This window comes from Enterococcus sp. DIV1421a (genome assembly GCF_051711025.1).
Taxonomy (GTDB): Bacteria; Bacillota; Bacilli; order Lactobacillales; family Enterococcaceae; genus Enterococcus_B; species Enterococcus_B hirae.
The window spans coordinates 1608659-1633489 of sequence record NZ_JBIOLU010000001.1; the positions used below are offsets into that span (position 1 = coordinate 1608659).

At 37.0% G+C, this 24831-nt stretch carries 20 protein-coding genes and 1 pseudogene; 1 reads left to right on the forward strand and 20 read right to left on the reverse strand.

Translation table 11 applies throughout. The annotated features are described in order from the left end of the window. Window positions 1–99: 99 nt before the first annotated feature. The 15 genes from IGK21_RS07365 to IGK21_RS07435 all read right to left on the reverse strand — a co-directional run bounded on the left by IGK21_RS07365 (window position 100) and on the right by IGK21_RS07435 (window position 15489). Window positions 100–1491, reverse strand: coding sequence for an L-cystine transporter (locus IGK21_RS07365; RefSeq protein ID WP_181915019.1), 1392 nt, complete (start codon window positions 1489–1491; stop codon window positions 100–102). Between the two features lie 215 nt (window positions 1492–1706). Then, on the reverse strand, window positions 1707–2102 hold the full coding sequence (locus tag IGK21_RS07370) for a DUF1149 family protein (RefSeq protein ID WP_181915020.1): 396 nt from the start codon (window positions 2100–2102) through the stop codon (window positions 1707–1709). A 50-nt stretch (window positions 2103–2152) separates the two neighbouring features. Then, window positions 2153–2776 carry an HAD-IA family hydrolase gene (locus IGK21_RS07375; RefSeq protein WP_181915179.1) on the reverse strand — a complete coding sequence of 208 codons (624 nt, stop codon included), beginning with the start codon at window positions 2774–2776 and terminating at the stop codon, window positions 2153–2155. 54 nt (window positions 2777–2830) lie between these two features. Then, the gene (locus IGK21_RS07380; RefSeq protein WP_181915021.1) at window positions 2831–3499 is read right to left on the reverse strand and encodes a 2,3-bisphosphoglycerate-dependent phosphoglycerate mutase; all 669 of its coding nucleotides are present in this window, start codon (window positions 3497–3499) and stop codon (window positions 2831–2833) included. 9 nt (window positions 3500–3508) lie between these two features. Beyond that, complete coding sequence (locus IGK21_RS07385) at window positions 3509–3946, reverse strand: hypothetical protein (RefSeq protein WP_010719021.1); 438 nt, start codon at window positions 3944–3946, stop codon at window positions 3509–3511. Window positions 3947–4000: 54 nt separating this feature from the next. Continuing rightward, window positions 4001–4672 carry a hypothetical protein gene (locus IGK21_RS07390; protein ID WP_181915022.1) on the reverse strand — a complete coding sequence of 224 codons (672 nt, stop codon included), beginning with the start codon at window positions 4670–4672 and terminating at the stop codon, window positions 4001–4003. A 134-nt stretch (window positions 4673–4806) separates the two neighbouring features. Further along, on the reverse strand, window positions 4807–5184 hold the full coding sequence (locus tag IGK21_RS07395; RefSeq protein ID WP_010719019.1) for a P-II family nitrogen regulator: 378 nt from the start codon (window positions 5182–5184) through the stop codon (window positions 4807–4809). Then, window positions 5181–5954 carry a DUF1538 domain-containing protein gene (locus IGK21_RS07400; RefSeq protein ID WP_010719018.1) on the reverse strand — a complete coding sequence of 258 codons (774 nt, stop codon included), beginning with the start codon at window positions 5952–5954 and terminating at the stop codon, window positions 5181–5183. The genes IGK21_RS07395 and IGK21_RS07400 overlap by 4 nt, the downstream gene beginning before the upstream one ends. Beyond that, entirely contained in the window at window positions 5951–6634 is a 684-nt protein-coding gene (locus IGK21_RS07405; protein ID WP_010737694.1) for a DUF1538 domain-containing protein, read from the reverse strand. Before IGK21_RS07405 ends, IGK21_RS07400 begins: the two co-directional genes overlap by 4 nt. 349 nt (window positions 6635–6983) lie before the next feature. Continuing rightward, a complete protein-coding gene (locus IGK21_RS07410) occupies window positions 6984–8684 on the reverse strand; it encodes a DUF4091 domain-containing protein (protein WP_181915023.1) in 1701 nt (566 codons plus the stop codon). Further along, on the reverse strand, window positions 8685–9659 hold the full coding sequence (locus IGK21_RS07415; RefSeq protein ID WP_181915024.1) for an alpha/beta hydrolase: 975 nt from the start codon (window positions 9657–9659) through the stop codon (window positions 8685–8687). It lies immediately after the preceding gene. A 4-nt stretch (window positions 9660–9663) separates the two neighbouring features. Further along, window positions 9664–11028 carry a glycoside hydrolase family 1 protein gene (locus tag IGK21_RS07420; RefSeq protein ID WP_181915025.1) on the reverse strand — a complete coding sequence of 455 codons (1365 nt, stop codon included), beginning with the start codon at window positions 11026–11028 and terminating at the stop codon, window positions 9664–9666. Next, entirely contained in the window at window positions 11018–11905 is an 888-nt protein-coding gene (locus tag IGK21_RS07425) for an ROK family protein (RefSeq protein WP_181915026.1), read from the reverse strand. The genes IGK21_RS07420 and IGK21_RS07425 overlap by 11 nt, the downstream gene beginning before the upstream one ends. 13 nt (window positions 11906–11918) lie before the next feature. Then, the gene (locus tag IGK21_RS07430; protein WP_010719011.1) at window positions 11919–13271 is read right to left on the reverse strand and encodes a PTS sugar transporter subunit IIC; all 1353 of its coding nucleotides are present in this window, start codon (window positions 13269–13271) and stop codon (window positions 11919–11921) included. A gap of 10 nt (window positions 13272–13281) precedes the next feature. Next, window positions 13282–15489 (reverse strand): glycoside hydrolase family 3 N-terminal domain-containing protein, encoded by a 2208-nt coding sequence (locus tag IGK21_RS07435; RefSeq protein ID WP_181915027.1) that lies wholly within the window; start codon window positions 15487–15489, stop codon window positions 13282–13284. A gap of 158 nt (window positions 15490–15647) precedes the next feature. Here IGK21_RS07435 and IGK21_RS07440 point away from each other — a divergent pair, with 158 nt between their 5' ends. Next, window positions 15648–16823, forward strand: a complete 1176-nt coding sequence (locus tag IGK21_RS07440; protein WP_081127492.1) for a helix-turn-helix transcriptional regulator — start codon at window positions 15648–15650, stop codon at window positions 16821–16823. A 258-nt stretch (window positions 16824–17081) separates the two neighbouring features. Here the strand turns inward: IGK21_RS07440 and IGK21_RS07445 are convergent. The 5 genes and pseudogenes from IGK21_RS07445 to IGK21_RS07465 form a co-directional block, all read right to left on the reverse strand. Continuing rightward, a pseudogene (locus tag IGK21_RS07445) lies at window positions 17082–18311 on the reverse strand (alpha/beta hydrolase); the annotation flags it as partial. Window positions 18312–18958: 647 nt separating this feature from the next. Continuing rightward, window positions 18959–21175 (reverse strand): putative mucin/carbohydrate-binding domain-containing protein, encoded by a 2217-nt coding sequence (locus tag IGK21_RS07450; RefSeq protein ID WP_181915029.1) that lies wholly within the window; start codon window positions 21173–21175, stop codon window positions 18959–18961. Between the two features lie 295 nt (window positions 21176–21470). Next, window positions 21471–22352 (reverse strand): carbohydrate ABC transporter permease, encoded by an 882-nt coding sequence (locus IGK21_RS07455; RefSeq protein WP_010719006.1) that lies wholly within the window; start codon window positions 22350–22352, stop codon window positions 21471–21473. After that, a complete protein-coding gene (locus IGK21_RS07460; protein ID WP_010719005.1) occupies window positions 22349–23218 on the reverse strand; it encodes a carbohydrate ABC transporter permease in 870 nt (289 codons plus the stop codon). The genes IGK21_RS07455 and IGK21_RS07460 overlap by 4 nt, the downstream gene beginning before the upstream one ends. A gap of 233 nt (window positions 23219–23451) precedes the next feature. Then, entirely contained in the window at window positions 23452–24741 is a 1290-nt protein-coding gene (locus IGK21_RS07465) for an ABC transporter substrate-binding protein (RefSeq protein ID WP_096709043.1), read from the reverse strand. Window positions 24742–24831: the final 90 nt, after the last annotated feature.

Below are 24831 nucleotides of genomic sequence, written 5' to 3' on the forward strand. Positions count from 1 at the left end.
TCTCGTTTTCACTTTTCGGAATAAAATAGATTCTCTGTATCAATCGCTTATAAAAAAAACAGATCCCGTCTCAAAGACGAAATCTGTTTTGGCTTATAACTAAGCATTGACATCAATGACTTTTGAATCATCTTTGATTGCTTCACGATCCAAGTCCTTAATTCTAGCACTTGTGACAATCCCGGCAACCATACTGCCACTGACGTTCGTTGCTGTTCGAGCCATATCAATCAATGGTTCTACTGAGATAACTAAGCCAACGATGGCAACTGGCAAATTCATCGCCCCTAAGACGATCAATGAAGCAAACGTTGCGCCACCACCAACACCGGCTACACCAAATGAGCTGATCGTGACGATTGCAACTAACATCAAGATAAAGCCAATACTAAAAACATCAATTCCAGCAGCTGGAGCAACGATCGTGGCTAGCATCGCTGGATACACACCTGCACAGCCGTTTTGCCCAATTGATAAACCAAAGCTGGCTGAAAAATTCGCTGTTGCTTCATCCACACCTAACGCTTTGGTCTGTGTTTCGATATTCAATGGCAATGCCCCTGCACTTGAACGTGAAGTAAAAGCAAAGCTCAATACTGGAAAAGCTTTTTTAAAGTAGTCAAACGGATTGACTTTCACTGAAAGCAAGATCAATGAATGAACAATCAAGACTGCTAGTAAAGCAACATACGAAGCAAGTACGAATTTTCCTAAATTGATAATGGCAACAAAATCACTAGTAGCCATCACATTCGTCATCAACGCAAAGACGCCAAATGGAGTCAAACGTAAAACTAAGGTAACGATACGCATAACGATTTTATATAAACTATCAATCAAATTGGCAAAAAATTCTGCTTCTTTCGGTGCTTTTCTTTTGACCCCTAGATAAGCAATCCCAACAAATGCAGCAAAAATCACAACACCGATCGTACTTGTTGCACGTGTACCAGCTAGATCAGCAAAAACATTTTTAGGGATGAATGATAATATTTGTTGCGGAATCGTTAATCCTTGGATACTCTCTTGGCGAGTGGCTAATTCCGAGATTCGAGCTGTTTCTGCTGCGCCCTCGGTAAACTTTGCTCCTTGAAGACCAAATAATATGGTTGTACCGATTCCAATCAATGCAGCAATTGCTGTTGTTGCAAGCAGTGAGGTTAATACTGTTGCACTGATTTTACCTAATTTTTCAGAAACTTTCATTTTTGTAAATGCGCCAACGATCGAGACGAATACTAATGGCATAATCAGCATTTGTAAGAAGCCGACATAGCCTTCACCTACGATATTGATCCATTCCATTGATTGACTGATGACTTGGTTATCTACTCCAAAAATCAATTGTAATAAGCCACCAAATACGATTCCGATAGCTAGAGCTGTATAAACCCTTGTTGAAAATTTTGCATGGCGCTTTTGCATGCGATAAAAAACATATAATAATACCGCAAAAACTAGAACCACTAAAACTGTGATGAGTGTTGTCATTTTATTCCTCCTCTAATTTTTAATGACAAGTCCATCTAAGGAAGTAAAGGTTCCCGAAAATGATTCTTCAATCATTTTCCTGAAAATATTTTTTTCAGCGACTCGTTCATTCTAGACTATTTATGTAAAAATTACATTCGTTTTGCTTACAATTAGTAATAGAAAAAAACCAGTAGTGATAGTCTGTGACTATCACTACTGGTTTTAAGCACGCTTTATGCGTTATTTTCTTCTTTTTCAGATTGAAAATTCAGTTTTACACCTGGTTGATCCAATGCAATCTCAGTTATTTCATAAGCCATTCGTTTGACGATATCAAATAATGGTGCAACTAGCTCATCCACTTCTTCTTGTGTGACATCATTTTGTCCTTCAATCTTTCGATTAAGGATATGATTAATTTGACTCACGCTTCCTGATAAAACATATGTATCAAAGACTAAGCGAAATTCTAAACGTGCTCCTACGATACTGTGTTCTTTCGGATAGTTCTCAATTGTCTCTTTCAGAGGAGAAAATCCTACTTTTAAATCTGTTTCAACTTCTTGATCAGGCCTTTTAAAATCATAGTGAAAGGCCTCTACTACTTCTTTTTGTCTTTTGATTTCCATTTGATCACTCCTTATTCAAATTATAACATACCTCACTTTGAAAGAGGATACTATTTTATTGCTTTCTCCTTGATATCAAGGATTTTTAAGAGATCATCTACAACATAATCGGCAGGAATATCTTGTAAAAAATGATCAATATCATACAAACAAGTCAAGACTCCTGCATTCTTACCAGCTTCTATATCTAAACGACGATCACCAATCATGATCGTTTCCGACTTTTTCAATTGATGTCTTTGGATTAAATGATTTAATGAGTCGGGCGCTGGCTTACGAGGAAAATTCCGATCAATCCCAATGACTTCTTCAATTAAATCAGTTAGATCAAACTGCTCAAGTAATCCCCAAGTTGAGGATGAGAGTCGATGGGTCAAAATAAAATGCTTTGCACCTTGGCTTTTCAATGATCGTAACACTTCTTGGGTGCCTGCAAAAGGCTTGGAAATTTTCTGACTCGCTGCTTCATAACGATGAAACAAGGGTGTAAATTGTTCTTCTGGTAATTGGTATTCTTTGATTAGTTGATGGGTGGAAAATTTCTTCATAATCGGATAAATCGTTTCTTGATCCGCTAAGATACCTAACGCAGCCATTGCTTGAAGCGCTCCATCGACCATGGCTGGATAAGTATCAAATAATGTTCCATCAAAATCCCAAACATAATTTTTTATCATCGTAACTTCTTTCCTTTAAATCTATTCATATTCCCACAAAACATGTCCCTCTTATAACAATTCTTTTCCGAGGATTTTTAACTCTTTATTTAAAGTGTATTGAATCGGTTGCGCATTCGGGATATCAATCGTATCCAACTGATTTTCTGGTACATCTTCTAAGTATTTCGTTAACGCACGTAAGCTATTCCCATGTCCAACCACTAAGACATTTTTACCAGCTGATAAGTGTGGTGCAAGTTCATCTTGCCATAAAGGAACCACGCGCTCAACTGTCATCTCTAAGCTTTCACCATGGGAGAGCAAACGTGGATCTAAAGAATCATAGCGTCGATCAAAATGGTTTTCTGCTACGAGTGGCGGAACTTCTCGATAGCCACGACGCCATTTTTTGACTTGTTCTTCGCCATATTCTTTTTTCATCTCCGTTTTATTTTTACCAACTAATGCCCCATAATGTCGTTCATTTAACCGCCAAGTTTTTTGGACGGGAAGATACAATTGATTCATTTCTTCTAAAGCTAACTGTGACGTTTTGATTGCTCTTTTTAGTACAGATGTATAAACGATATCAAAAACCAATCCTTGCTCATTCATTTTTCGTCCAGCTTCCGTTGCTTGTTGCATCCCCTTTTCAGTTAGCGCAACATCTAACCAGCCAGTCCAATAATTTTGAAAATTGGCTTCACTTTCACCATGTCGTAATAAGACTAACTTCATCCTCTTCACCTAGACTTTCGTTTCAAATTGGGTACCGCATTTTTTACAAGTCACTCGAATTCGTCCTTTACCTCGTGGCGCTCTTTGCTTTTGGTGACAAGTAGGACAAGAAAAAAACGTGTACTCCATCACTTTCTTTGAATTTTTTGGCTTTCTCAACTGAGAAAACCATAATTTTATTTGATTCGATTTTTCGATGAATTTACGATTTTCATTTATTCTTACATAGATTTTCTTCGATAACAATCGAAATACGATTAGACCGAGTAATCCCCAAAATAAGAAATAGCCGATTGAAAAAGGAAGTAAAAATTGAAACAGACGAAAGAATAGTGCCAGAATCAACAATACTCGGTTCAACGAATCAAATGTTGCATAACGTCCTTGCATCACTTGGTTGTATTTTCTTTTGTATTCAATCAAGCGTCTTAACCAAATTTGTGCCATCGTAACTCCTCCTGTTGCTCTTATTATGGCAAAAAAAAGCAAAAAGAAAAAGCTTTAATTCGCTTTTTCCATTGTTAATTGATGAAGTGCATTCCGATTCTTCATAAAGTCAATCACGATGACTTTCTTTTCCTGCGCTCTTTGAACGACACGAAATGTATCCGCTAACGGTAACGTGAGCTTTCTAGAAGGCACTTCCTTCAAGCGAACAAATCGGCGAATCAGCGTTAAGAATTGTGTTAATTGAATCGATGTATGAACTAAATCAGGATATTTTTTTAATAATTGAGTTGTCTTTAATAAATGGCGTTTTTTACCAATTTCACTTAAAAAACTTTTTAAGATTTTTTGTTGCCGTTGAAAAATTGAAAACGAATCTTTCTCATCAATTTTATAACGCATTTGTCTTTGAAGTTCACTGACCGTTAACTGTATCAACTGGCTGTTATCCTTGATTATCAAGCCATTTGGAAATAGCTCTGTTACTGCCTGATCCCAACTTGTCAATGAAAGCTCAAGGTAATCTTTCACAGGTAAATCAAGTTCTCTATTAAAAAAGAGCAAAAGTGCAGTTAACCCTTCTGATTGATAGATTTCTCCTAGTGTTTGACCTTCTAAATGAAACTCTGGCGAAAAATGCAACAAAGTTTTCCCCTTGTTTAACTGAACATAAAGAAAGGTCGAACGGTTGATGACTTGATCCTTTAGCACCACTAAAAAATTCATTTTTCTCCCCCTTTATCATTTTTAACATAGCATATTTTTAAAAAGTTGTCTGGTAAAAGAGGAGGGTTTCATAAAAATTTAGTAATTCATCAAATTCTCCTTAAAACAATGAAACCACCTGAGCGATTGCAGATTCACTCCTCTTTTTCCATCAATTCTTTCATCTCGATCACTTCCCGATATTGGTGGATTTTAGTGATCCCAATGACTTTATCGACATCAATACTAAAACAAATACCATTTCCTGGAACATCAATGTTGATTCCCTGACCAATCGTCTCCATGACTTGATTGGTTAAACTATCAGGTACGAGGGTTAACACAATATCTTTTTCAGGTGAGATTTCCAGACCTAAAAAATTACTAGAATCATGAATCCCTGATCCACGCCCATGGAGTATCGTACCTCCAGCTGCTCCGGCGGTTTTTGAAAACTTAATCACTTCGTACCCCATTCCCCCATCAACAATCGTGACGATCATATTCAGATTCAACGCTACAGGATCTTTCATTTTTTTCCCTCCAACTGTTGTAATTTGTGTTTGGCTTGTTTATCTTTTTCATCTTTCCTTTTGTAGATATAGCCTAGAACCAATGTCGATAATATGGGCGTCAATGCAATCATAGCCACTACTCCAAATCCATCAATAATCGGATCTCTTCCTTCAATTTGCGTGGCGATTGCCACACACATCGATAAAATGAACGTGGAACACATGGGGCCAGTCGCTACCCCTCCGTTATCAAATGCCATAGCAAGAAAAATTTTATCAACCTTGCGTCCTAAAATAAAAGCTAAGCCATATCCTGGAATCAAAAAATAGTAGAGAGAAAAACCAACTAATAAACGCCACATAGATAACCCAACTGCTAAGCCAATCCCAATAGAGATGACTGCTAACATGATTTTTGCTTTGATTCTTCCCTCACTCAACTCTTCCACTTGTTTAACCATGACATGGATCGCTGGTTCTGCGAAACCAACTAAAAACCCCATCAAGAACCCTAAAGGTATCAAAAGCTGATTATGTTCTAAACTAGCAAGTACACTACCTAGATGTTGTCCAACAGGAACGTAAGCCAGATCGACACCATGCAGGAATAAGATCAATCCGACAGTAGTGATCAAAAAGCCCTTGATAATAGCCCAGAAACGTTCTTTACTCATCTGAAAGCTCAGGAAGTTCATGACTAAGAATAATAGTATGATCGGCGATATGGCGATTAACACCTCATAGGAAATGATTTCTATCCCCGAGAATAATTCTTGGACTATCTTCATTGAAAAATCACCCCTAAAATCATTACTGCCAGAATTGGACCTAAAGATGCAATCCCAACCATCCCAAAGCTATCATTGGCACTCGTTTCTTGACGAATCATACTAGTCAGTCCGCCAGCTAATGCTAGAATAAAAGGAACGGTAATCGGTCCAGTCGTAACGCCTCCAGAATCAAAAGCAATCGGCATAAATTCATTACTTGTAAAAAATGAAGCGACTAATACACCAACATAACCAATCGCCATCAATTGATAATAAGATAATTTGAAGACAACCCGTAAAAGAGCAAACGCTAAAAAGACACCTGTGCCAACGCTTACAATTCCAATTAACAACACTCGGCCAATCTTTCCTTCAGAAATCTGATTGACTTGTTGTCCCAACACTTGAACGGAAGGTTCTGCGATCGTGATTACAATTCCAATCATAAATCCTAAAGCAATGAGGATTGTGAGACTTTTCTTTTTGATCATATATTTTCCCACTAATCGCCCGACTTCCATCATCGAATAATCGGCGCCAAATAAAAATAGTGTCATGCCAATCATCATAATCCCTGCCCCAAACAAAAAAGAAATCATTTCATCTGAGTCAAGCGGTGCGAAAATAAAAGTTAAAATAACAATTAAAAGCGTCATTGGTAAAATGGCGATAACAACTTCTTTTAAATTTTTTAGCATATATCCTCCTCCTTTACTCTATTTTACCTGATTCCTTCACAAGTTACGAGCAGAACAGGTAAACGCTGTTATTTTTTTCAATAAAAAAATACTCAAATATGACATTACCATAAAAAGAAGCCAAATGGAGCGAAAATCAAACTTGGTTTCGGCTCCTTTGGCTTCTCTTTATGTTATAAGCAACAATGCCTTAAATCAAGAATGAAAAATCAGAACGAACTTTTCAAATTTTGGGGCTTGATTTTAAAAGAAAGGCATGTTGTTTAGCAAGGTGATCAAAAAGCGTCTGGAACTAAGAGTCTCTTCTTGTTTCACCTGTGGGAAGTAACCACAAAACAAGTACTCAGCTCTAAGACAAGGAAGCAATCAATTGTTTTCGAATTGCTTCGTATTCGTCTGCCTGTTGATTAAACAAACGTTGGTTGCTTGTATGGCTATCTTGCATCCATTCTTTTGGTTCGCTGCTGCCTAGAAATGCATCTAACAATTGTTGTGCGACAATCGGATTCTTTTTCACTGCTTCTTTGACCAAGTAAAAATCTTCAATTCCTCTTTGCAATTGTTTGTAACGTAAAGACAACAATAACTGTCCAGAATAGCTAGGATAAATGAGACAAGTATCACCGATCGGTAACGAACTAGTATTATAGCGGATATCTTCTCGCACATTTTCTGGCCAGCAATTATATGCCCAACGCAGCATACCATCTGTTTTGAAGCAATGCGCTAAAATTCCTTGGATACGAGTCTCTAGTAATGAGCTGTGTAAAAAGGTATTCGGACGATCAGGATAATTACAAATATAATATTGTGTCTTTCCTGGATGGCTTTGTGTTAACTGCTGATAATGGTTGCACGTACAATAAAAAGAAGTGACCGGAAAATCGACATCTGGCAGCAATTGTTCCAAGACGTTTTCTTTATCAAAAGCGACTTTTATCTGAACACTAGTATCCACTGACTTTAATTCTGCTAATGAAGCTTTAAAGGTGTCTATTTCGTGAATCTTCGGCTCATCAGAGATAATCCTGACTTTGTCCCATACCCCAATCTCTTTGAAATGCTCAAATAATTGGTTGAAATAGGACTTCAATTCATTTTTGTTTTCGATGAATCCGATCTTTTGCAAGGCTTCATCAAAATAGCGAACCACGATTTTTTCAGGGTAATCTAACTGTTGGATCAATGGGAAGAATGGTACTTGCCACACACCTAACAAACCAAAGACGTTGATTTCTTGATCGATACCTGCTTCTGCCATTGTTTGAAGATAGCGATCTAAAATGGTGAAATCACACGTCAATTCTCCTTTGATATCCTTCTTGACTTTGATCATTGAATATTCATAGAGATTCGCTGGATAGTCTTTGACGATATAATTGAACCAACCTTTCCAAGGGATCTCGCCTGCGATCACCGTTACCGCTTTTTGCCCAATAGCTGCTAAACTGGCAGCCATTTCGCGAATCAATCGGAAATGAGTCTCACTCCAAAGTGGGACTTGAAAACTTCTCGCTAAATTAGACGGTTGTTGCCAGATGTCCAAATTAAATTTCTGAGTCACGTTATCTGGAAAACAATAATCTGAAACGTCAATCATTAATTTTTTCGTCACTACTTCTTCGTCACCGGCTGTCAAATATGAACGGTAAACTGTTATTTCTAGTGAATAGCTGCCAGACTTGATTTCAGTATCCAAAGGAAATTCCAGATAAATTGGCGCATAACGATCGCCTGAATAAGTTTTCACTGTTTGTTCTAACAACTTATCAGCATACAATATATCTTCGTTGCCTAAATAATAGTCAATAAATTGAGCTTTTACTGGTAACGAGGATTCGATAGCGATACGATAAATCGGTATCTCAATAGCATCTGGTATCGAAAATTCATCCGATAGTACGAAATGGTTTTTTCGCCCGTCATGAAGTAGTAACTGACAAGCATTTTTACTGTTCTTATAAAAAGTTAACTCCGTAAGTTCCTGAGGCTGTTCAGCCGTCAGACGGTTGGTCGCTTTATAACTTTCATGGACAAGGTAAGCTTGCATTCAATGCTCCTCCTTTGGTCGATTCAATCCATCGATCAATTGTTCAAATCGTTCATTCGTCATTTGATCTGGAATCATTCGCCGTAATTGCTTTAAATTAAGTCTTTTTACCAATTTGAAACGACTAGGATCTTGCCAGCTAGGGAAAAATCGTTGGAGAACTTGCTGATTTTCTGCCTCTTTTACGAGTTGAAAAATCGGTATGTCGATGATCTCTCTGGTCGAAAATTCGTTGCCTTTTTCTTGTTGTTCCCACTGTGATTCCATCCATTCCATCGCAAATGGAAACCAGCGAGCAAAACGTTCGTCTGTCACTTCATCAGATGTGCGGTACCACTTAGTTGCCAAAGAAAGTCCATGAGGTCCTTTTTGAAAAATATGTGATTCAAAAGGAACATCATTTTCTTCTAACGCACGTAAATATAGTAAGGAATTTTCGATAGGAACGATCGAATCTTCAAATGTGGAGAATAAAAACGTCGGCGGCGTATCACTCGTCACGCATTCTTCCAAAGAAGGAGCAGAAATACCCATGACCTCTGAAAAAGAAGAGAGGATAGCTGGATAACCTAATAAACATAGAGCGGGTTTAGTCGCTAACATTGTCGACATGGCTGCTGCTAAATGCCCACCTGCTGAAAAGCCAATGACCGCAATCTTATGACGATCAATCTGCCATTCTTCCGCACATTCTTGAAGTAATTCCATTGCTTTTTGTCCATCAGACAATGCTTTTTGAAAATGACGATGTTCTCCTACATGATAATGTAAAACACCTGCATGATAGCCCTTTGACAGAAAGCTTAATGCGATCGGTTCCCCTTCTCTTTCACTACAAAAAGAATACCCACCCCCAGGAATCACTAAAATAAACGGACGTTTTTCGATTGGCTGCGATTCAAACAATTCTTCTTGTAAGTAAAGCTTGAGACCGGTATTTGCCTTGCGATCAAAAATAATTTCTTTTGTTCTCATTGCTTCATTCTCCTAAGCCATTTTCCTCAATCACTTGTTGATACCAATAAAAGCTATCCTTTTTATACCGTGCTAAATCGAGTAACTCTTCATCGGTCCGATTGACATAGATAAATCCGTACCTTTTATTGATTCCTTCATGGGTACTGATCAAATCAATCGCACTCCATGGGCAATAACCGATCACCTCAACGCCATCTTCAATCGCTAAAGCCATTTGCTGGATGTGTTGATGTAAATAATCAATCCGATAATCATCATGGATTTTCCCGTCAATGAGTTGTTCTGATGCACCGATCCCATTTTCTGTCACCAAGAGTGGTAAGCGATAGCGAGAATAAATTTCATTTAAAGTAAAACGAAACCCTTCTGGATCAATAGGCCAGCCAAATTCCGTCATTGGTAAATGTGGATTTTCGACTGTTTGAAAGAATCCTGGAATCCCAAAACCGGATTGCTGATCTATTTTTTGTTCTTTGGCAAAATAACTGGAGACGGTCATTGTATTATAGTAGTTAAATGCAATGTAGTCTCCTGTTCCTTCTGCTAAAATTGTTTGATCTTCTGCAGTAATCACTGGTTCCGCACCAATCTTCTCTAATAAATGCCAAGCATTATGATTGTACTTCCCAAAAACAGCAACATCTAAAAAGAGCCAATTTCTAAGCGCACTCATATATAAAGCGGCCATCTGATCCTCTGGTTTATCTGAAGCAGGATACACACTGGCGATGTTAGGTGCTGGTCCAATTTTGCCGTTATAATTCCCTTTGTGGTAATTACTGGTCACGAGGGCTTGTGCGACTAACATATGATGGTTTTCTTGGAATTTTTCTTTCATACTTTTATTACTTGTCCCAATTACAGAACCAGCCAATGCCATGACATTTTGTTCATTGATTGTTTGCCAAAGTGGAACATCTTGCCCAAAATGGTCAAATAATACCTGACAATAATCCGCAAAAGCTTGAATCGTTTCTCTATTTTCCCAACCACCTTTTTCGGCAATGGACGCAGGCAAATCAAAATGGAAAACAGTTACGATTGGTTGGATATCATTTTCTTTCAATAACTCAATCAAACGTTTGTAAAAAGCAATACCAGCTGGATTCACTTTTCCATTAGGCATTACACGACTCCATGAAATCGAAAAACGATAAGCTTTTAGTCCTAACTCTTTAAATAAAAGGACATCTTCTTCCAATCGATGGTAGTGGTCAGAGGCAACTTTAAAATCAGTCGTTCCTTCTGGGATAGACTTGATATCCTGAACAGATGGTTCTTTCCCCTCTTCATTCCAAGCGCCTTCTACTTGATAAGCACTGGTAGAAGCTCCCCATAAAAAATCTGTTGGAAATTTATTTTTCATCTTCATTCTCCTTTATGGCCGCACCAATTAAATTGGCGTCTGCTTGAAATTTTGCTGCTTCAATCGTCATTGGTTGTAATGTTTTTTTGATGATTGGCGCTACTGTAAACAGCTCTCGATAAGCTTGTTGAATCGTCTGGACCAAATATTCTTGTTGACTGATTCCTCCACCAATGACGATCTTTTCAACATCTAGCAGCGTTTGAACATTGAAACAAAGAAAAGCAACCTGTTTACAATAATCATGAAATAAAGCTTTGGCTGACTCATTCTCACTGTCTTTTAAGGCAGCAAAGACCTGTTCGCCCTCGTTGTCTACTTTTAATAATTCAGCTAATTGTTTGATCAACCAAACAGCCGACAGACCCATACCTACAAACGAGTTTTTACCAGTAATCTGACGATCACGGATCATAAAGCTAATTTCACCGGCTTGCATGTGCGTTCCTTTATAAAGCTGTCCATTGATACAAATGCCCATGCCAACTCCAGTTCCCAAAATAATTGCTGCGGCTTGTTGGATCCCTTTTAAATTGCCATATTTCATTTCACAGGAAGTAGCAGCTTTGGCATCATTTTCAACGAACACTTCGAAATTCTCCAACTCTAAAAACGATTGCAATTGGAGTTGATCCAGATAAGGAACAGCACCGCCGAAGCGAACTGTCCCAGACTGATCAACCGATCCAGGTACTGAAAAAGCAATTTTATGGAATGATTGGATTTCTTGATAGTCACGAATCATTTGTGATAATAATCGTTGAAATTGCTCTTTATCTGAAGGTGTTGGAAAACGCTTTTTAAAAGAAACTTCATTCTGAGAAATCAGAGCGGTCTTGATCATCGTCCCTCCAATATCAATCCCTAAAACGACCATTTGCTCTCCTCCATTATGCTTGAACTTCTTCTGCAATCACACCAGCCATCTTTTCTTTTGCTTCCTTAGCTTCGGCTTCTGCTTTTAATTCTAATTCATACTCTTTTTTGTCAGCAATCTTGATAAATGGATACCACATCAAGATCCCGATGCCCATGCAAATAACCATCAAGATTGTATAATTTATCCCACCAGAAAGTGGCATCTTAACAAAAGTTGGTGTCGTCCAAGGCAATAAACTTATCATTGGGTTCAATGAAATCGGTAAAATGGTTGTGGTTAATCCCCACGTCACAAAGCCTGCGATCAACTGTGTAAAGACTTGTGGAATGAAAAACAATGGGTTTAAAATAATCGGCATACCAAACATCAAGGGTTCCGTAATGTTGAAAATGGCAGGAATGACGGATAATTTCCCAAGTTGTTTCATTTTGGCAGATTTACTACGAATCATAAAGAACGTCACAAATCCCATGAAGCCTGCAGCGTACATTCCCATGTAGATCACAGAAGGAATCAAGTAAGGCAAAGCTTCATTTTTTTGGAAAGCTGCGATATTTGAGACAACCATCGTCATACTGATTGCTCCTAATGGTCCTTGTAAAACTGCGTTGTGAATCCCAAAGAACCAAAGGACAGCTAATACTTCCATGATAATAATAATTGATAATGGACTAGCAACCAACGCGTTAAGCGGTGCATTGATCACATCGATAAAGAATTGAAAAATCGAGCCAGATTTTGTCAAACCAAATAAGATACGCAGAATAAATACAAGGACAAAGATGATTGTTACAACAAAGACCGGTGCCAATGATTGCGTAACCATCGGAGGTACGCTATCTGGTAATTTAAGCACAATATTTTTTTTCGATAGATAAGCATAAAGTTGAGTAACCACTAACGCAACGATCATTCCAATAAACAAGCCTTGTCCGCCTAAGAAATCTAAGCGTAATGCTGCAATCGTAGAGTCTACAGCCTCTCCATTTTGCATAGCCATTGTTGCGACAGTTTGAGGCATCAACATCACAAAACTAGCTAAAGAAATAATTGCTGCGTTTCGCTCATTCGTCCCCAGTTGTTTTGCATAAGAAAAAGCCAGACTATAAACGACATACAATGAAAATACCCCAGTTGCACCATTTGTAATAGCTTCTACATGTGGGTAAATACCTAATGAAGTCAAATAATCGATCCAACCAGGAATTGGGAAGTTCCCTACGATCGTAATCAGCGCAATCCCCAAAGTGATTGGACTCGTACGAATAAACCCTTCCATCAAAGCAGCTAACACTTTATTTTGTTGTAATTTTTGCGATAATGGTAATAACTTACTTCCTAAAAACGCTTCTAATTTTTCCATCGTAATCCCCCTATTGTTTATATTCCCATGTGGTAACACTTTCTAACCCGTCGACATTTAAATAAAAATGGTAGACACCTTCTTCTATCCAACTATTTCCATTATTATCAAAGATAGCTAAGTCAGAAATTGGAATATTGATTCTTGCTTGCTTTTCTTGATTTGCTTCTAAATAGATTCGCTGACTGCTGACCAATCGTTTTTCCGGTTGCACAATCGAAGCATATTCTTGATGAAGATAAACATGTGTCACTGTTTCTGCTGAAACATCCGATCGATTTTTCACTAAATAATTGATCTCAATAAATTGGTCTTTTGGCTCACTTCTCAGTAATTGACTTTCGAATGAGGCGTAACTCATTCCCGTTCCAAATTTGAATAGCGGATCATTGGATTCATCGATATATTTTGAGACAAAACGCTCAGAATGATTGCTTGTTGATATTGGTCTGCCTGTGGAGGTCTGAGCATAATAAATCGGTAGTTGTCCTTCACTTCTAGGAAACGTCATCGATAGACGAGCAGAAGGACTGACTTTACCAGCAAGTAAATTAGCGATTCCGATCCCACCCATCGTTCCAGGAAACCAGACAAGTAATAAACTATCGAAATATTTTTCTACATCCGTTAAGACTAGCGGTCGACCGGTATATAGTACGCCTATAATTGGTTTATTTAATTCATGTAATTTTTTGATCAAACGTTGTTGTTTTTTTGAAATCTGTAAGTGAGCTTTAGAAGCTCCTTCACCACTTTCGAGAAATTGTTCGCCAAATGTTAATACAATCACATCAGCTTTTTGAGAAATCTGGTAAGCTTCTTCCATTAATGATTCCTCTTCTGCAATTGGCCCATTCAATAATTCCATTCCTTTTTTCAGAGGTCCAAACCCATCATAAGAATCGAATAAATTGTATCCTTTAGCAAACATTAAGTGATCTGTCGCAAAATGGCGACTCAATCCTTCCTTCAAAGTAACCGTATCTTGTGGCTTTCCGCTAACTGAAGCCCAAAAACCTAAAGTGAGAGGACTTTCGCCGTATGGACCGATCACAGCAATTTTTTGATTTGGTACTAATGGAAGTGTGTCATTATTTTTTAAAAGAACACAACTTTTTTCAACCAACTCGACTGCTGCTTCTTTAGCTTTTTCGGTTAAGATTTCTCCAGTATTCACTTCTTCCAAGCCACGATAAGGATTTTCAAATAAGCCCAATTTATTTTTTAGCATTAAAATACGCCACACCGCTTCATCGAGAAGTTGCATAAATCGTGGCTCTTGTACTAATTCAGACAGGTGATTGGCATAAATCGAAGTCATCATGTCTAAATCAACACCTGCAATGAGTGCCTTTTTGGCTGCATCTATTTCGTCTTTGGCATACCCGTGAGGAATCAGTTCTTTGATTGCTGCATAGTCTGAAACTAATACGCCATCAAACCCAAAGCGAGAACGTAAAATCTCTCGATTCAACCATTCATTTCCAGTTGCAGGAACTCCATTCAACAAATTAAAAGCAGTCATTACTAATTCACATTTTGCTTCAATTGCTGCTTGATAAGGCTGTAGATATTCATTGAAAAGCCGTTGATGGGACATATCTACCGCTTGATATTCTCGTCCTGCTTCCGGTGATCCATAAGCTGCAAAGTGCTTCAGACATGCAGCTACATGTTTTTCTGGAATTTTTGTCTCACTATCTCCCTGATAACCATTGACGATACTTTTTGCAAACTCTTTCGCCGTATAAACATCTTCGCCTGGAGATTCCATAACCCTCCCCCAACGTGGATCACGCGCTAAATCTAACATTGGTGAAAACAAGACATGTAAGCCATTTAAATAACTTTCTTCTGCTGTTAACTTAGCTGCTTGTTGGATTAACTCAAAATCGTAAGAACCAGCTTGAGCTAGAGGTATGGGGAAAATTGTCCGAAACCCATAGATGACATCTGACATAAACAACATGGGTATCTTGTGTTTACTTTTTGCTAAAACTTTTGTTTGTAGTTCTTTTAATTTTTGATGATCGTTGATATTATAAATAGAGCCAATCTCAAATACGTCTAACTCTTGAGGTAATCCTAATTCTTCCATTGGCCCAGTATTCATCACATCATTTTCTGATAGAATACTTCCATTCAGTTGGATCGTTTGTGCGATTTTTTCCTGAACAGATAATCGATCAAACAAAGCTTGTAACTGATCTGCTTCCATCGGCGCCTCCTTTGTAACCGCTTTATAGAACAGATTATAAAGAATAAAAAACGAATTTTATATAAAAAAATTAGCATTTATACCAAAATATTCGCGCTATATAAAATTTATTCGTGTAAAATAAAAAGAAAGAATTCGTCACAAGGAGTATTTATATTATGACTACCGATACGATTAAAATAACTATGGATTTATTGTACCGAAAATATCTGATTCCGATGCTATTATTTGATGAAAACGGATATCTCATCCATCCAAAAAATTTAGAAGACTTACCAATCACGATCAGTACCTATTTTCCATTTAAAAAAACAGAGCAGATCCAGCTTTACCATACAACATCCTATTTATACGGCTATTTTTGTTTTAAATCTGATCAAAAGGAATATCAGATGATCATTGGCCCTTGCGGTATTATCGGTTCAAAAGAAACCTCTTGTTTTTTTATGGGACATGAGTACCATTATAATATTCATTATTCCAAAGAAGACAAGTATTCATTTGAAGAATATATCCAACTATTACACACGATTCTGACTCAGCGACCAACCAAAAAGGAAGAATTTATTTGGTACTTTCAACAAGAAAAAAATAAAAAAAATCTATCCACTGATTACAGCCTGGAAAATAATCTTTATGATCGACGGATCCACAAAGAAACCTTCGATTCGTATCATTTTGAATTACGCTATCTAGATTACATTAAACGAAACGAACCTGAAAAAGTCATTTGGGTCTTTAATAAAATGAAAGAAACCTATAAAGTCTCTTTATCCCCCTTTGAATTGGAAGGGTTGAAACTTAAATTTGCCTCGTTCGTAGCCATCGTTACCAGAATGAGTATTGAAGAAGGCGTACCGATCAATCAAGCCTTTGGTCTGTCCGACTCTTTGATTCAGGGACTGATTTATATCCACTCAGTCAAAGAATGTCTGCAATATATGAAAGAAGCAACCTTCCGTTTTATGGAACTGCTTCATAATTTTCCTTTAGCTCAAAAATCCATGTTAGTAAAAACGATTGTCAACCACATTGATAATCATTTATACGAACGCATCACCGTCGACGAGTTAGCTGCCATCACTGAAAAACATAAGGCACATATTTGCAGCCACTTCAAAAAAGAAATGGGGATTACCATTCACGGATACATTCAAGAAAAAAAGATAACCGAAGCAAAACATTTGTTATTGTTTACAGATCATTCTTACGATGAAATCAGTCACTTGCTTGCTTATTCTAGTCAAAGTCATTTTATTCAAGTGTTCAAAAAGGTCGCCGGCTGTACCCCAAAAGAATACAAAAGTATCCACTATGCCCATTCATTGGTCTGAAAATGCCTTAACTACTAAGTCGTTCTCCATTTATCTTGATCGAAATCAGATAGGTTCAATACTTTCATGTATGTATTTGTAACTGCTTGTGGTTTGAGTAAATGTAGTAAAAACAAGCCGAAGAACACTAAAATCAAGGAAATGATTTTAGATTCTTCGGCTTATTTCATCAACCTAAATATGCGTGGCGCTACTCTCTCGATCGTGTCAAACTTCGTCGCATTTCTCAGAAAGATCAATCATTTTTTCTTAGCGTCTTTGACTTCCAAAAAGATAATTTAGAAAATTAGTGACATATGTTTGATACGCTACGGGATCAACTGATTGGGCTTCCCCATGTCCAGCTCCTGCTACAATCAACTTGACTTTATAGCCCCCGGAAAGATCATAGAGCTCATCCGCATTTTCATGAGGAACTACTTGATCAGCATCTCCGTGAATGATCAATTTGGGGATCGTTGTGGCCATACCAATTTCAGGTAGATTTTCATTCACATTCATTTTTAATTCTTGGTCAAAGTAATACTCTTTCAACAATCCCATATATAGATCTTCATGTTCTTCGTCTGCTACAATGTCAAATTCTTCCCCAAATATTGAACCTAATAAAGGCGCTACGGTATTTTTGTAGGTGTATCTAAGTTGTTCATCAATTGATTTAAATCCGCAATTCTCGATGATTCCTTTTACGTTTGCTGGGATATCCTTAGCTAATGTTGACATCATAGTTGCAGCCCCCATTGAGCCACCATAAAGTAAAATCTTTTGAGTCGGCTTAGTTCCTACTTCTCGATTGATCCAATAGAGCACATCATCTGACTCATATTGTCCATAAGTGACATAATCGCCCCCACTGTTTCCAGTGGCACGAGGGTCTACAAATAATAAATTATAGCCCGCATTGTAAAAGATATTATACTCATCCGTTACTGTCCCTAAATTCCAATTTCCTCGAAAACCACCATGAATCATCACCGTTACATCTGATTTTTGATCCACATAATAAGATTTCAACGTCATTAATTTTCCATCTTGCTTATTTACGGTCGTTCCTTCTAATTGAGTGGTATTAGGATAAAAACCTGTAGGCTCAGCAGGTGCCGTTCCATCATTCGCTGCACCAAGCAAGCTCATAAAACAACTGTCTTTTGCAAAAGCAATGTCATACATCGCACTGATTGTAATCAAACGTTTGATTACTTCTGGACTAACATCAAAGCGTTCTTTTACATTCACTTCTGAAATTTGGTCTGATATCAACGAAGAGAATTCACTTAGAAGTTTAAAAATATCTCCATTATACTCTTTGAAAACTTCAGTTATTTTATCTCGGATATAATTTAAATAAAGTTTTCCCTTGAAATTCTTGCCTTTACCGATTGCTTGAATGATCGCTTGCTCATCGTCAGATAGTCCAAGTGTTGTTGTTTTTACTTGACCCTCGTTTCCTTTGTTGAGGGATTGAGAAACAGATGCAAGGCTTGTTCTTGCCAATAGTCCCTCTTGTTCCTTTCCGTAAACGATACTTGGTGTAGCACATCCTAACAATAAAATAGAAGCCAAAGTAATCATGCAACATTTATTTTTCATTCTACTCACTCCTTTATTTGATATTTCCATTCTAATGAAAGCGTAACCATTTTTATATCAAAAAAGAAGTGTTTGTTATATAAAAGAAGCTATTTTAAAAAATTATTGAGTAAATCTTAGGATCCATTCAAGTCATTTATACTAGCATAGCCATTTAGCTAATATTTTATACTGGTCTTATTTGTATTACATCACTAAAACCAAACGCTTGTGATAAAACAAAAGAAGATACTGAGACAACTTTTTTGTCCCAGTATCTTCTATTATATCTAAAAATGAATAAACGGTGTTTAAAGAGCTCTTGTTCACGACGAGATAAAAGCAGCATTTTTGAAAGATAAGCCGAAATTAATCAAAAATTGGAGAAGCACAAAGTAGATAACAATCGACAGAAAAAACTAGCGTTTGTGTTTCTTGGCAATTTTCGGTATTCTTTTGGTACTTGATAGTTAACACTTTCGTCTCAACCTCTAAGGTGCTAAGTTTTTTGCTAAAGACGATCAATTCGATAATTTTGACTGCTCATCTTGACTTCTCATCATATGCTATTTAAACAAAACATAATATTGGGACATATAATGTTCTGTATCTTTTGGAGATAGAGATTGTATGGCTGTCCATAATTGTTTTTTAGCCATTGATCTTTCCCACGCCATCGGTTTAATACCCTCAGCTTTTACTAATGAATTCCCTAATTTTTCAATTTTTTCCATAAGATCTTTTTCTGGATTATTGTTTAATCCAAGGTGTTTTAACCCATGTTCCGTAATTAGCCAGTGGTTAGTATTTTGGCCACGATTAATAAGATTTTCTGGACCTTTCAAACGATTTCTTGCTTCTGCATGGTAGATTTCTATGCTATCTCCTATCTCAAGCAACAAATGGTCATCGGTGAATCGTTCAGGTATGTCTCCATTAATCGATTTTTCATACCTAATTTTGCCATCCTGAGATTTGATAGTCACTTTTACATAAAGTTCATCTTTAAATAAATAATGAGGTTTTGGCATATTTAAGGTAAGTGTTGCTTCTCTTGAATTCAAATTCGTTCTTAATGAACCTGACCATTGATCATTAAAGCCATAAAAGATAAGATCTTCATCGGCTAACTTACTGATATCAGCTTTGATTAATGAAAGAGAAGCATGGTTTTGGGTTTCCTTTACATAAACATAATTTTCGCTTGGTAAATAATACTTCATTTGTTCACCAGAAAATTCTAAATGATAGACCCCATTAGGAATATTTTTAAATGTCATTTTTTGTTGTACTGGTTGACTCGCTATAATAGTTGCTCCATCTTTTAATTCAACTGTGAGCCCTTCAAAGTTACTCAAATCGCTAGGAAGAATTTCAATGGTCAAATCACCAACCAACCCTAGAGAGGCGATTTCCTCGTTAGTAACCAATTCAAAATTAGAATTGATCAAATAGTTTGGGTCAATCAATTGACGTGCACGCACCAACTCATTTTCAGAGACAATATCTGCCAATGAAGCCACAGCTGGATAACCTGCCACACGATTTTTTTCTGCTTGAAATTCATCAAGATACAACCCACGTTTTTTTAAGGTAGCAGAAAAATCCTGCTTACTATTTTCACTGTAGATACGATTCATTAAATTGGGTAATGTATATTCCCAATCTTTGAAATCACTCTGATTAGCCATTTTACGGTATTCCTGATATATCTTAGTGAAGGAGTCATTTCCAGCTTTTTGTTTGAACATCGTTAATAAAATCAGTTGTTCACGCACATCGACATCATGGTAAGTGTCTCCATCACGGATCAACTTATCATATAGCTTGTTTTCGACTTCTTCTTTTTTACCTAAATTAAACAACCAACCGATGTCATCTGCTTTTTTTCCATATTTTTCATACTGATATCGGACCCCAAATAAATTATTTGACACTTCGCCAGTATACATATCTTGCCCATCAAAACCAGCTTGATAACCGTGAGCAATTTCATGTAATGTTGCCCAACTTAGTTCTTTCAACCACATATCTGTCGTAGGTTCACTATTAGCTGTCCAATCACCCCCATAATAAGCAGCACCTGCACCAGAATCATCTGCCTTTAAAAAGTAACGATTCGCGCCGTTCTGATTTTCTGGTGCGGAACCATCAAAACCAGCGATACCGTTAAATAAAGCAAAAATACCGTGATGATACTCAATCAACGCATCAATTGATGGAAAATCTTTTAAGTTTCTCACTAGTTCTTTGTCCAATTTGGGTACGAGTAATTGGAAATCTACTCCTTGAATTAGCGCATACTCTGCATCCTCCGTATCCCACATTGAAAAAAACATGGTCTCATTCCCATGATATCCATAAACAGGTAACGCTTTCATTTCTTTGGAAGTCACCACTTCGTATTCGATCTGTGCTGATCCTTCTCCGTACGGTGTATCAATAAATGGAACCAAGGGCTCATCTGCACGTATACTTACCCAATTTGATCCAACTTCGATACTTTTTTCATTCTTTTTATCGTTTCCTAGTAGTCGCAATTTTAACTTATTCTTGAAATGAGCATTTGTCTGTCTCATTCTCAATTCGGTATTTTCGCTTAAGATAAAACCTAGATCCTGACGATCATGGTTTTTCCCTTTACTCATCCCTGAGTTGAAGATCCACGTCGGCTCCGGAATACTAAAAATCTCTTTTGACGTGAGTTCTTGCGCCCCAACATTGGCTGAAAGTACAAAGATACCAAACACAAACAACAACAGACTAACCGCATATTTTTTCATTTGCCTCACTCCTTAAAATTATTTTATGAACAAAAAATAATTATTCACCCATTACGAAAACGTTATCTTTTGTACAATTTAATTATAAATAACAACTAAATAAATAGCAACAATATAATATTTATAAATTTTTATCCTTACAACCTATAATAATTAAAGTTATTTAAATAATTAAACATAAATATATTTTTAATATAAAATGTTATTTAAAAAGAAAAAAAGCTCTCCCTTAGTGGGACAGCTTTTCCTATACATTTAAAGTTTATACCAAACTAATTTTATCATCGAGTCGCGTTTACTTGACAGAACCGATCATTCCTTGAACGAATTGTTTTTGTAAAACAAAGAACACGATAGCTGTTGGCAATGTTGCAATCACAAGCCCGGCCATAATCATTCCGTAATCTGGTGTATAAGAGGCTCCCATGGCAGATAAAACTAATGGGACCGTCCGCTTATCTGGTGATTGTAATGCAACTAAAGGCCAAAGATAGTTATTCCAGCTACTCATAAAAGTTATGATTGCAGCAGCTGCATACGTATTTTTAGCAGTGGGTAGGTAGACACGGAAAAATATACTTAATTCTTTTAATCCATCTAAACGTGCAGCTTCTACTAAATCTTTAGGAAACGCTTTAACGTTTTGTCGAAAGAAGAAGATCAAAAAAGCTGTACTTACTGAAGGCAAAATGACGACTAAGAAGCTATTAATCCCTAAGATCGTTCCGTTTAAGTTAGAAAACATGCGGTACAAAGGAATCATCAACGCAGCAAAAGGAACCATCATCGATAAAAGCAAAATCGTAAATAATCGTTCTTTTTTTCGACTTTTATAGATCTCAAACCCATAACCAGCCATAGATGAAATCAACAAAGCTAAGACCGTTGTTACAATAGCGATCAAAGCTGAATTCCACAATGAGCGTGCAAAGTTTAAGTCATTTGAAAAAAGATTCTGGAAGTTGACAACTAAATGGCTACCGATCTTTAATTTTCCGGCAGTAATATCGATAGGTGTATTTGTCATTCCTAAGATCATCCAAACAAAAGGAAAAATCGAAATAAATGAAATCACGCTCAAAGAGGCATATTTAAAAACAGCTAACCAATCGAATGTTTTAGTCGCTTTTTTTTCATTCTCTTTAAGAAGTACTTTGTTTTCTGCTTGATCTATCACGCTTTTTCACCTCCGACTTTCGTTTGAATGATTGATAACAGTACAATAAAGACTACGATCACAAATGAAACCGCCGCAGCATAACCAAAATTCGGTGTAAATTTATAACTTAAATTGTAAATATACTGAGATAGCGTAGTTGTTGCATTTGCTGGTCCACCACCCGTAATATTTTGTACTTCATCAAAGAGTTGCAACGTACCGATCGTTGATGTGATTGACGTAAACAAAATAATTGGTTTTAAGTTAGGAATCGTGACTTTGATCAATTGTTGCCACTTAGATGCGCCATCGATTTCTGCTGCTTCATAAATTGCCGGATCAATATTTTGCATTCCTGATAAAAAGAAAATCATGTTATAACCTGTCCAACGCCATGTAATCGAAATGATGATTAATACTTTCGCCCAAACTGGATGAGTCAGCCAGCCAATTGGCATATCGATCAAGCCGATCGTCATCAAAAAATTATTCACTAATCCCGATTGAGAAAACAAGCTTTTCATAATAAGCGAATAGCTAACCATGGATGTGATACAGGGTAAAAAAATCGCTGTCCGGAAGAATCCTTTCATTTTAAGCTTTTTATCATTTAATAAATTAGAGACAAATAAAGCTAAAAACAACATAATCGGTACTTGTACCAATAAATATAAAAAGGTGTTAAAAAAAGCCTTTTTGAAGGTCGCATCATTCAACATGCGTTGATAATTCCCCAAACCATTAAAACTCATATTAACTGGGGGACCACTTTGAAATGAAGTGATCAGCGCTAAAATCATTGGGATAAACACCATGATCGAGATCATCAGAACTGGTAAAACAAGAAACGCATTTCCGTTCTTGAAAAAATCTTTTTGTTTCATCTGCTTTGCTCACTTTCGTTACGTTCATCTTCGTTTTATCTGTCATTTAAGGATCGTCTCACAAATCCTCCCTCTTAACTAATTGTCTGAGTAATTGACAGCGTCCTCACGAAAATTCTACGGTATTGATTGAAACTATTTTTAAGAGATAGCAAATTTGTGTGACTGATGACCGTTCAAAAATCACCAGCCAACACAAATTTGATACTCTAAATCAATTCATTTCACTCTGCTTAATTGGCTAACTGTGCTTCTACTTGTTTTTGCGTATCTGCCAAGACTTTATCAGTATCTTCTCCATTGATGATTCGGTGTAATGACTCTGCTACAACTGCTTCGATTGCATAGGTTTCTTGTCCATAATTAACTTGTGGAATTTCCGCTGTCCATTTAGAAAAGTCTTCAAACACCTTTTGACCACTATAGAATTCAGAAGACTCTTGATAAGCTGGTTGATCTTTTGCACTTAACATGGTAGAAACTAACCCGATTTCTTTCGCTAAGGTTCCCATCAAGTCTTCGTTAGTCGCAAAGGTCTTCTTCAAGAAGTCTTTCGCATTTTCTTCGCCTGAAACACCTTTGATCACATACCACCCAGCTCCGCCTAAATTAGAAGCTTGTGCTTTTTGCATATTGGCAGGTAATGAAGGTGTCGGTGCAATTGCCCATTTCCCTGATTGATCTTCAGCACCTTGGATCGTTGAGGAATACCAAGCACCAATTGGACTTGATGCAACAGCCCCTGATTGAATGGCCGTGACACCTGCATTCCAATCTGAAGTTTGTTCCACTAGATCTTCTTTAAGTAGTGTAGCAAATAGATTTAATCCATATTTCAATGATTGGTTATCTTTGATCGTAACCGTCTTTCCATCTTCCGAAGTGTACCATTCACCAGCTTCTTGCATGATCATACGGACACGTCCAAGATCTGAGGGATTCACTTCAGTAATTTTTTTACCCGTTTTTGCTTTAACATCTCGAGCAACTTGTAAATAGTCATCCCAACTTAAATTCTGCATATCTGCTTGACTGTAACCGGCTTCTTCTAATACATCTGTTCGATAAAAATTAGCCGTAACACCTGAATCAAATGGGACGCCATAAATTTGATCATCGATCTTATTAACCGCAAATTTATACGAAGCAAAATTGGATTCATCTACGATATCGGTTAACTCAGAAAATGCGTCCGGATAAGAATTCAAATAACCTTGAATACGATAATCCTCAATCAACACGATATTCGGTAATCCATCCGTATTTCCACTGGCTAATGCTGTGTTTAACTTTTGTACGATATCATCTTGTGACATCGTAACGACATCCACTTCGACATCTTTATTGTCATAGACTTTTTTTGCTTCATTGACTGCTTTGATATTAAACGTTTCATCCCATGCCCAAACACTGATTTTATTTTCATCTTTCGTTGCTGAATTTGAGGAACTCCCACATCCCGCAAACAAAACTGCTGCTGAAGCTAAAAGCGTCGCACTTGCTACTAATTTTTTGAATTTCATATCCAACCCGCCTTTTTCATTTTTATTCTTTACATGTGAATCATACCAAAAAATGTAATCGTTTTCTTAGTTTCTAAAAGAGTTCCAAAA

Bases quoted from the DNA above. Each gene is read 5' to 3' on its own strand.
- IGK21_RS07365 (WP_181915019.1), bottom strand. From the start codon at position 1,491: ATGACAACACTCATCACAGTTTTAGTGGTTCTAGTTTTTGCGGTATTA.
- IGK21_RS07370 (WP_181915020.1), bottom strand. From the start codon at position 2,102: ATGGAAATCAAAAGACAAAAAGAAGTAGTAGAGGCCTTTCACTATGAT.
- IGK21_RS07380 (WP_181915021.1), bottom strand. From the start codon at position 3,499: ATGAAGTTAGTCTTATTACGACATGGTGAAAGTGAAGCCAATTTTCAA.
- IGK21_RS07385 (WP_010719021.1), bottom strand. From the start codon at position 3,946: ATGGCACAAATTTGGTTAAGACGCTTGATTGAATACAAAAGAAAATAC.
- IGK21_RS07390 (WP_181915022.1), bottom strand. From the start codon at position 4,672: ATGAATTTTTTAGTGGTGCTAAAGGATCAAGTCATCAACCGTTCGACC.
- IGK21_RS07395 (WP_010719019.1), bottom strand. From the start codon at position 5,184: ATGAAAGATCCTGTAGCGTTGAATCTGAATATGATCGTCACGATTGTT.
- IGK21_RS07400 (WP_010719018.1), bottom strand. From the start codon at position 5,954: ATGAAGATAGTCCAAGAATTATTCTCGGGGATAGAAATCATTTCCTAT.
- IGK21_RS07405 (WP_010737694.1), bottom strand. From the start codon at position 6,634: ATGCTAAAAAATTTAAAAGAAGTTGTTATCGCCATTTTACCAATGACG.
- IGK21_RS07410 (WP_181915023.1), bottom strand. From the start codon at position 8,684: ATGCAAGCTTACCTTGTCCATGAAAGTTATAAAGCGACCAACCGTCTG.
- IGK21_RS07415 (WP_181915024.1), bottom strand. From the start codon at position 9,659: ATGAGAACAAAAGAAATTATTTTTGATCGCAAGGCAAATACCGGTCTC.
- IGK21_RS07420 (WP_181915025.1), bottom strand. From the start codon at position 11,028: ATGAAAAATAAATTTCCAACAGATTTTTTATGGGGAGCTTCTACCAGT.
- IGK21_RS07425 (WP_181915026.1), bottom strand. From the start codon at position 11,905: ATGGTCGTTTTAGGGATTGATATTGGAGGGACGATGATCAAGACCGCT.
- IGK21_RS07430 (WP_010719011.1), bottom strand. From the start codon at position 13,271: ATGGAAAAATTAGAAGCGTTTTTAGGAAGTAAGTTATTACCATTATCG.
- IGK21_RS07435 (WP_181915027.1), bottom strand. From the start codon at position 15,489: ATGGAAGCAGATCAGTTACAAGCTTTGTTTGATCGATTATCTGTTCAG.
- IGK21_RS07440 (WP_081127492.1), top strand. From the start codon at position 15,648: ATGACTACCGATACGATTAAAATAACTATGGATTTATTGTACCGAAAA.
- IGK21_RS07450 (WP_181915029.1), bottom strand. From the start codon at position 21,175: ATGAAAAAATATGCGGTTAGTCTGTTGTTGTTTGTGTTTGGTATCTTT.
- IGK21_RS07460 (WP_010719005.1), bottom strand. From the start codon at position 23,218: ATGAAACAAAAAGATTTTTTCAAGAACGGAAATGCGTTTCTTGTTTTA.
- IGK21_RS07465 (WP_096709043.1), bottom strand. From the start codon at position 24,741: ATGAAATTCAAAAAATTAGTAGCAAGTGCGACGCTTTTAGCTTCAGCA.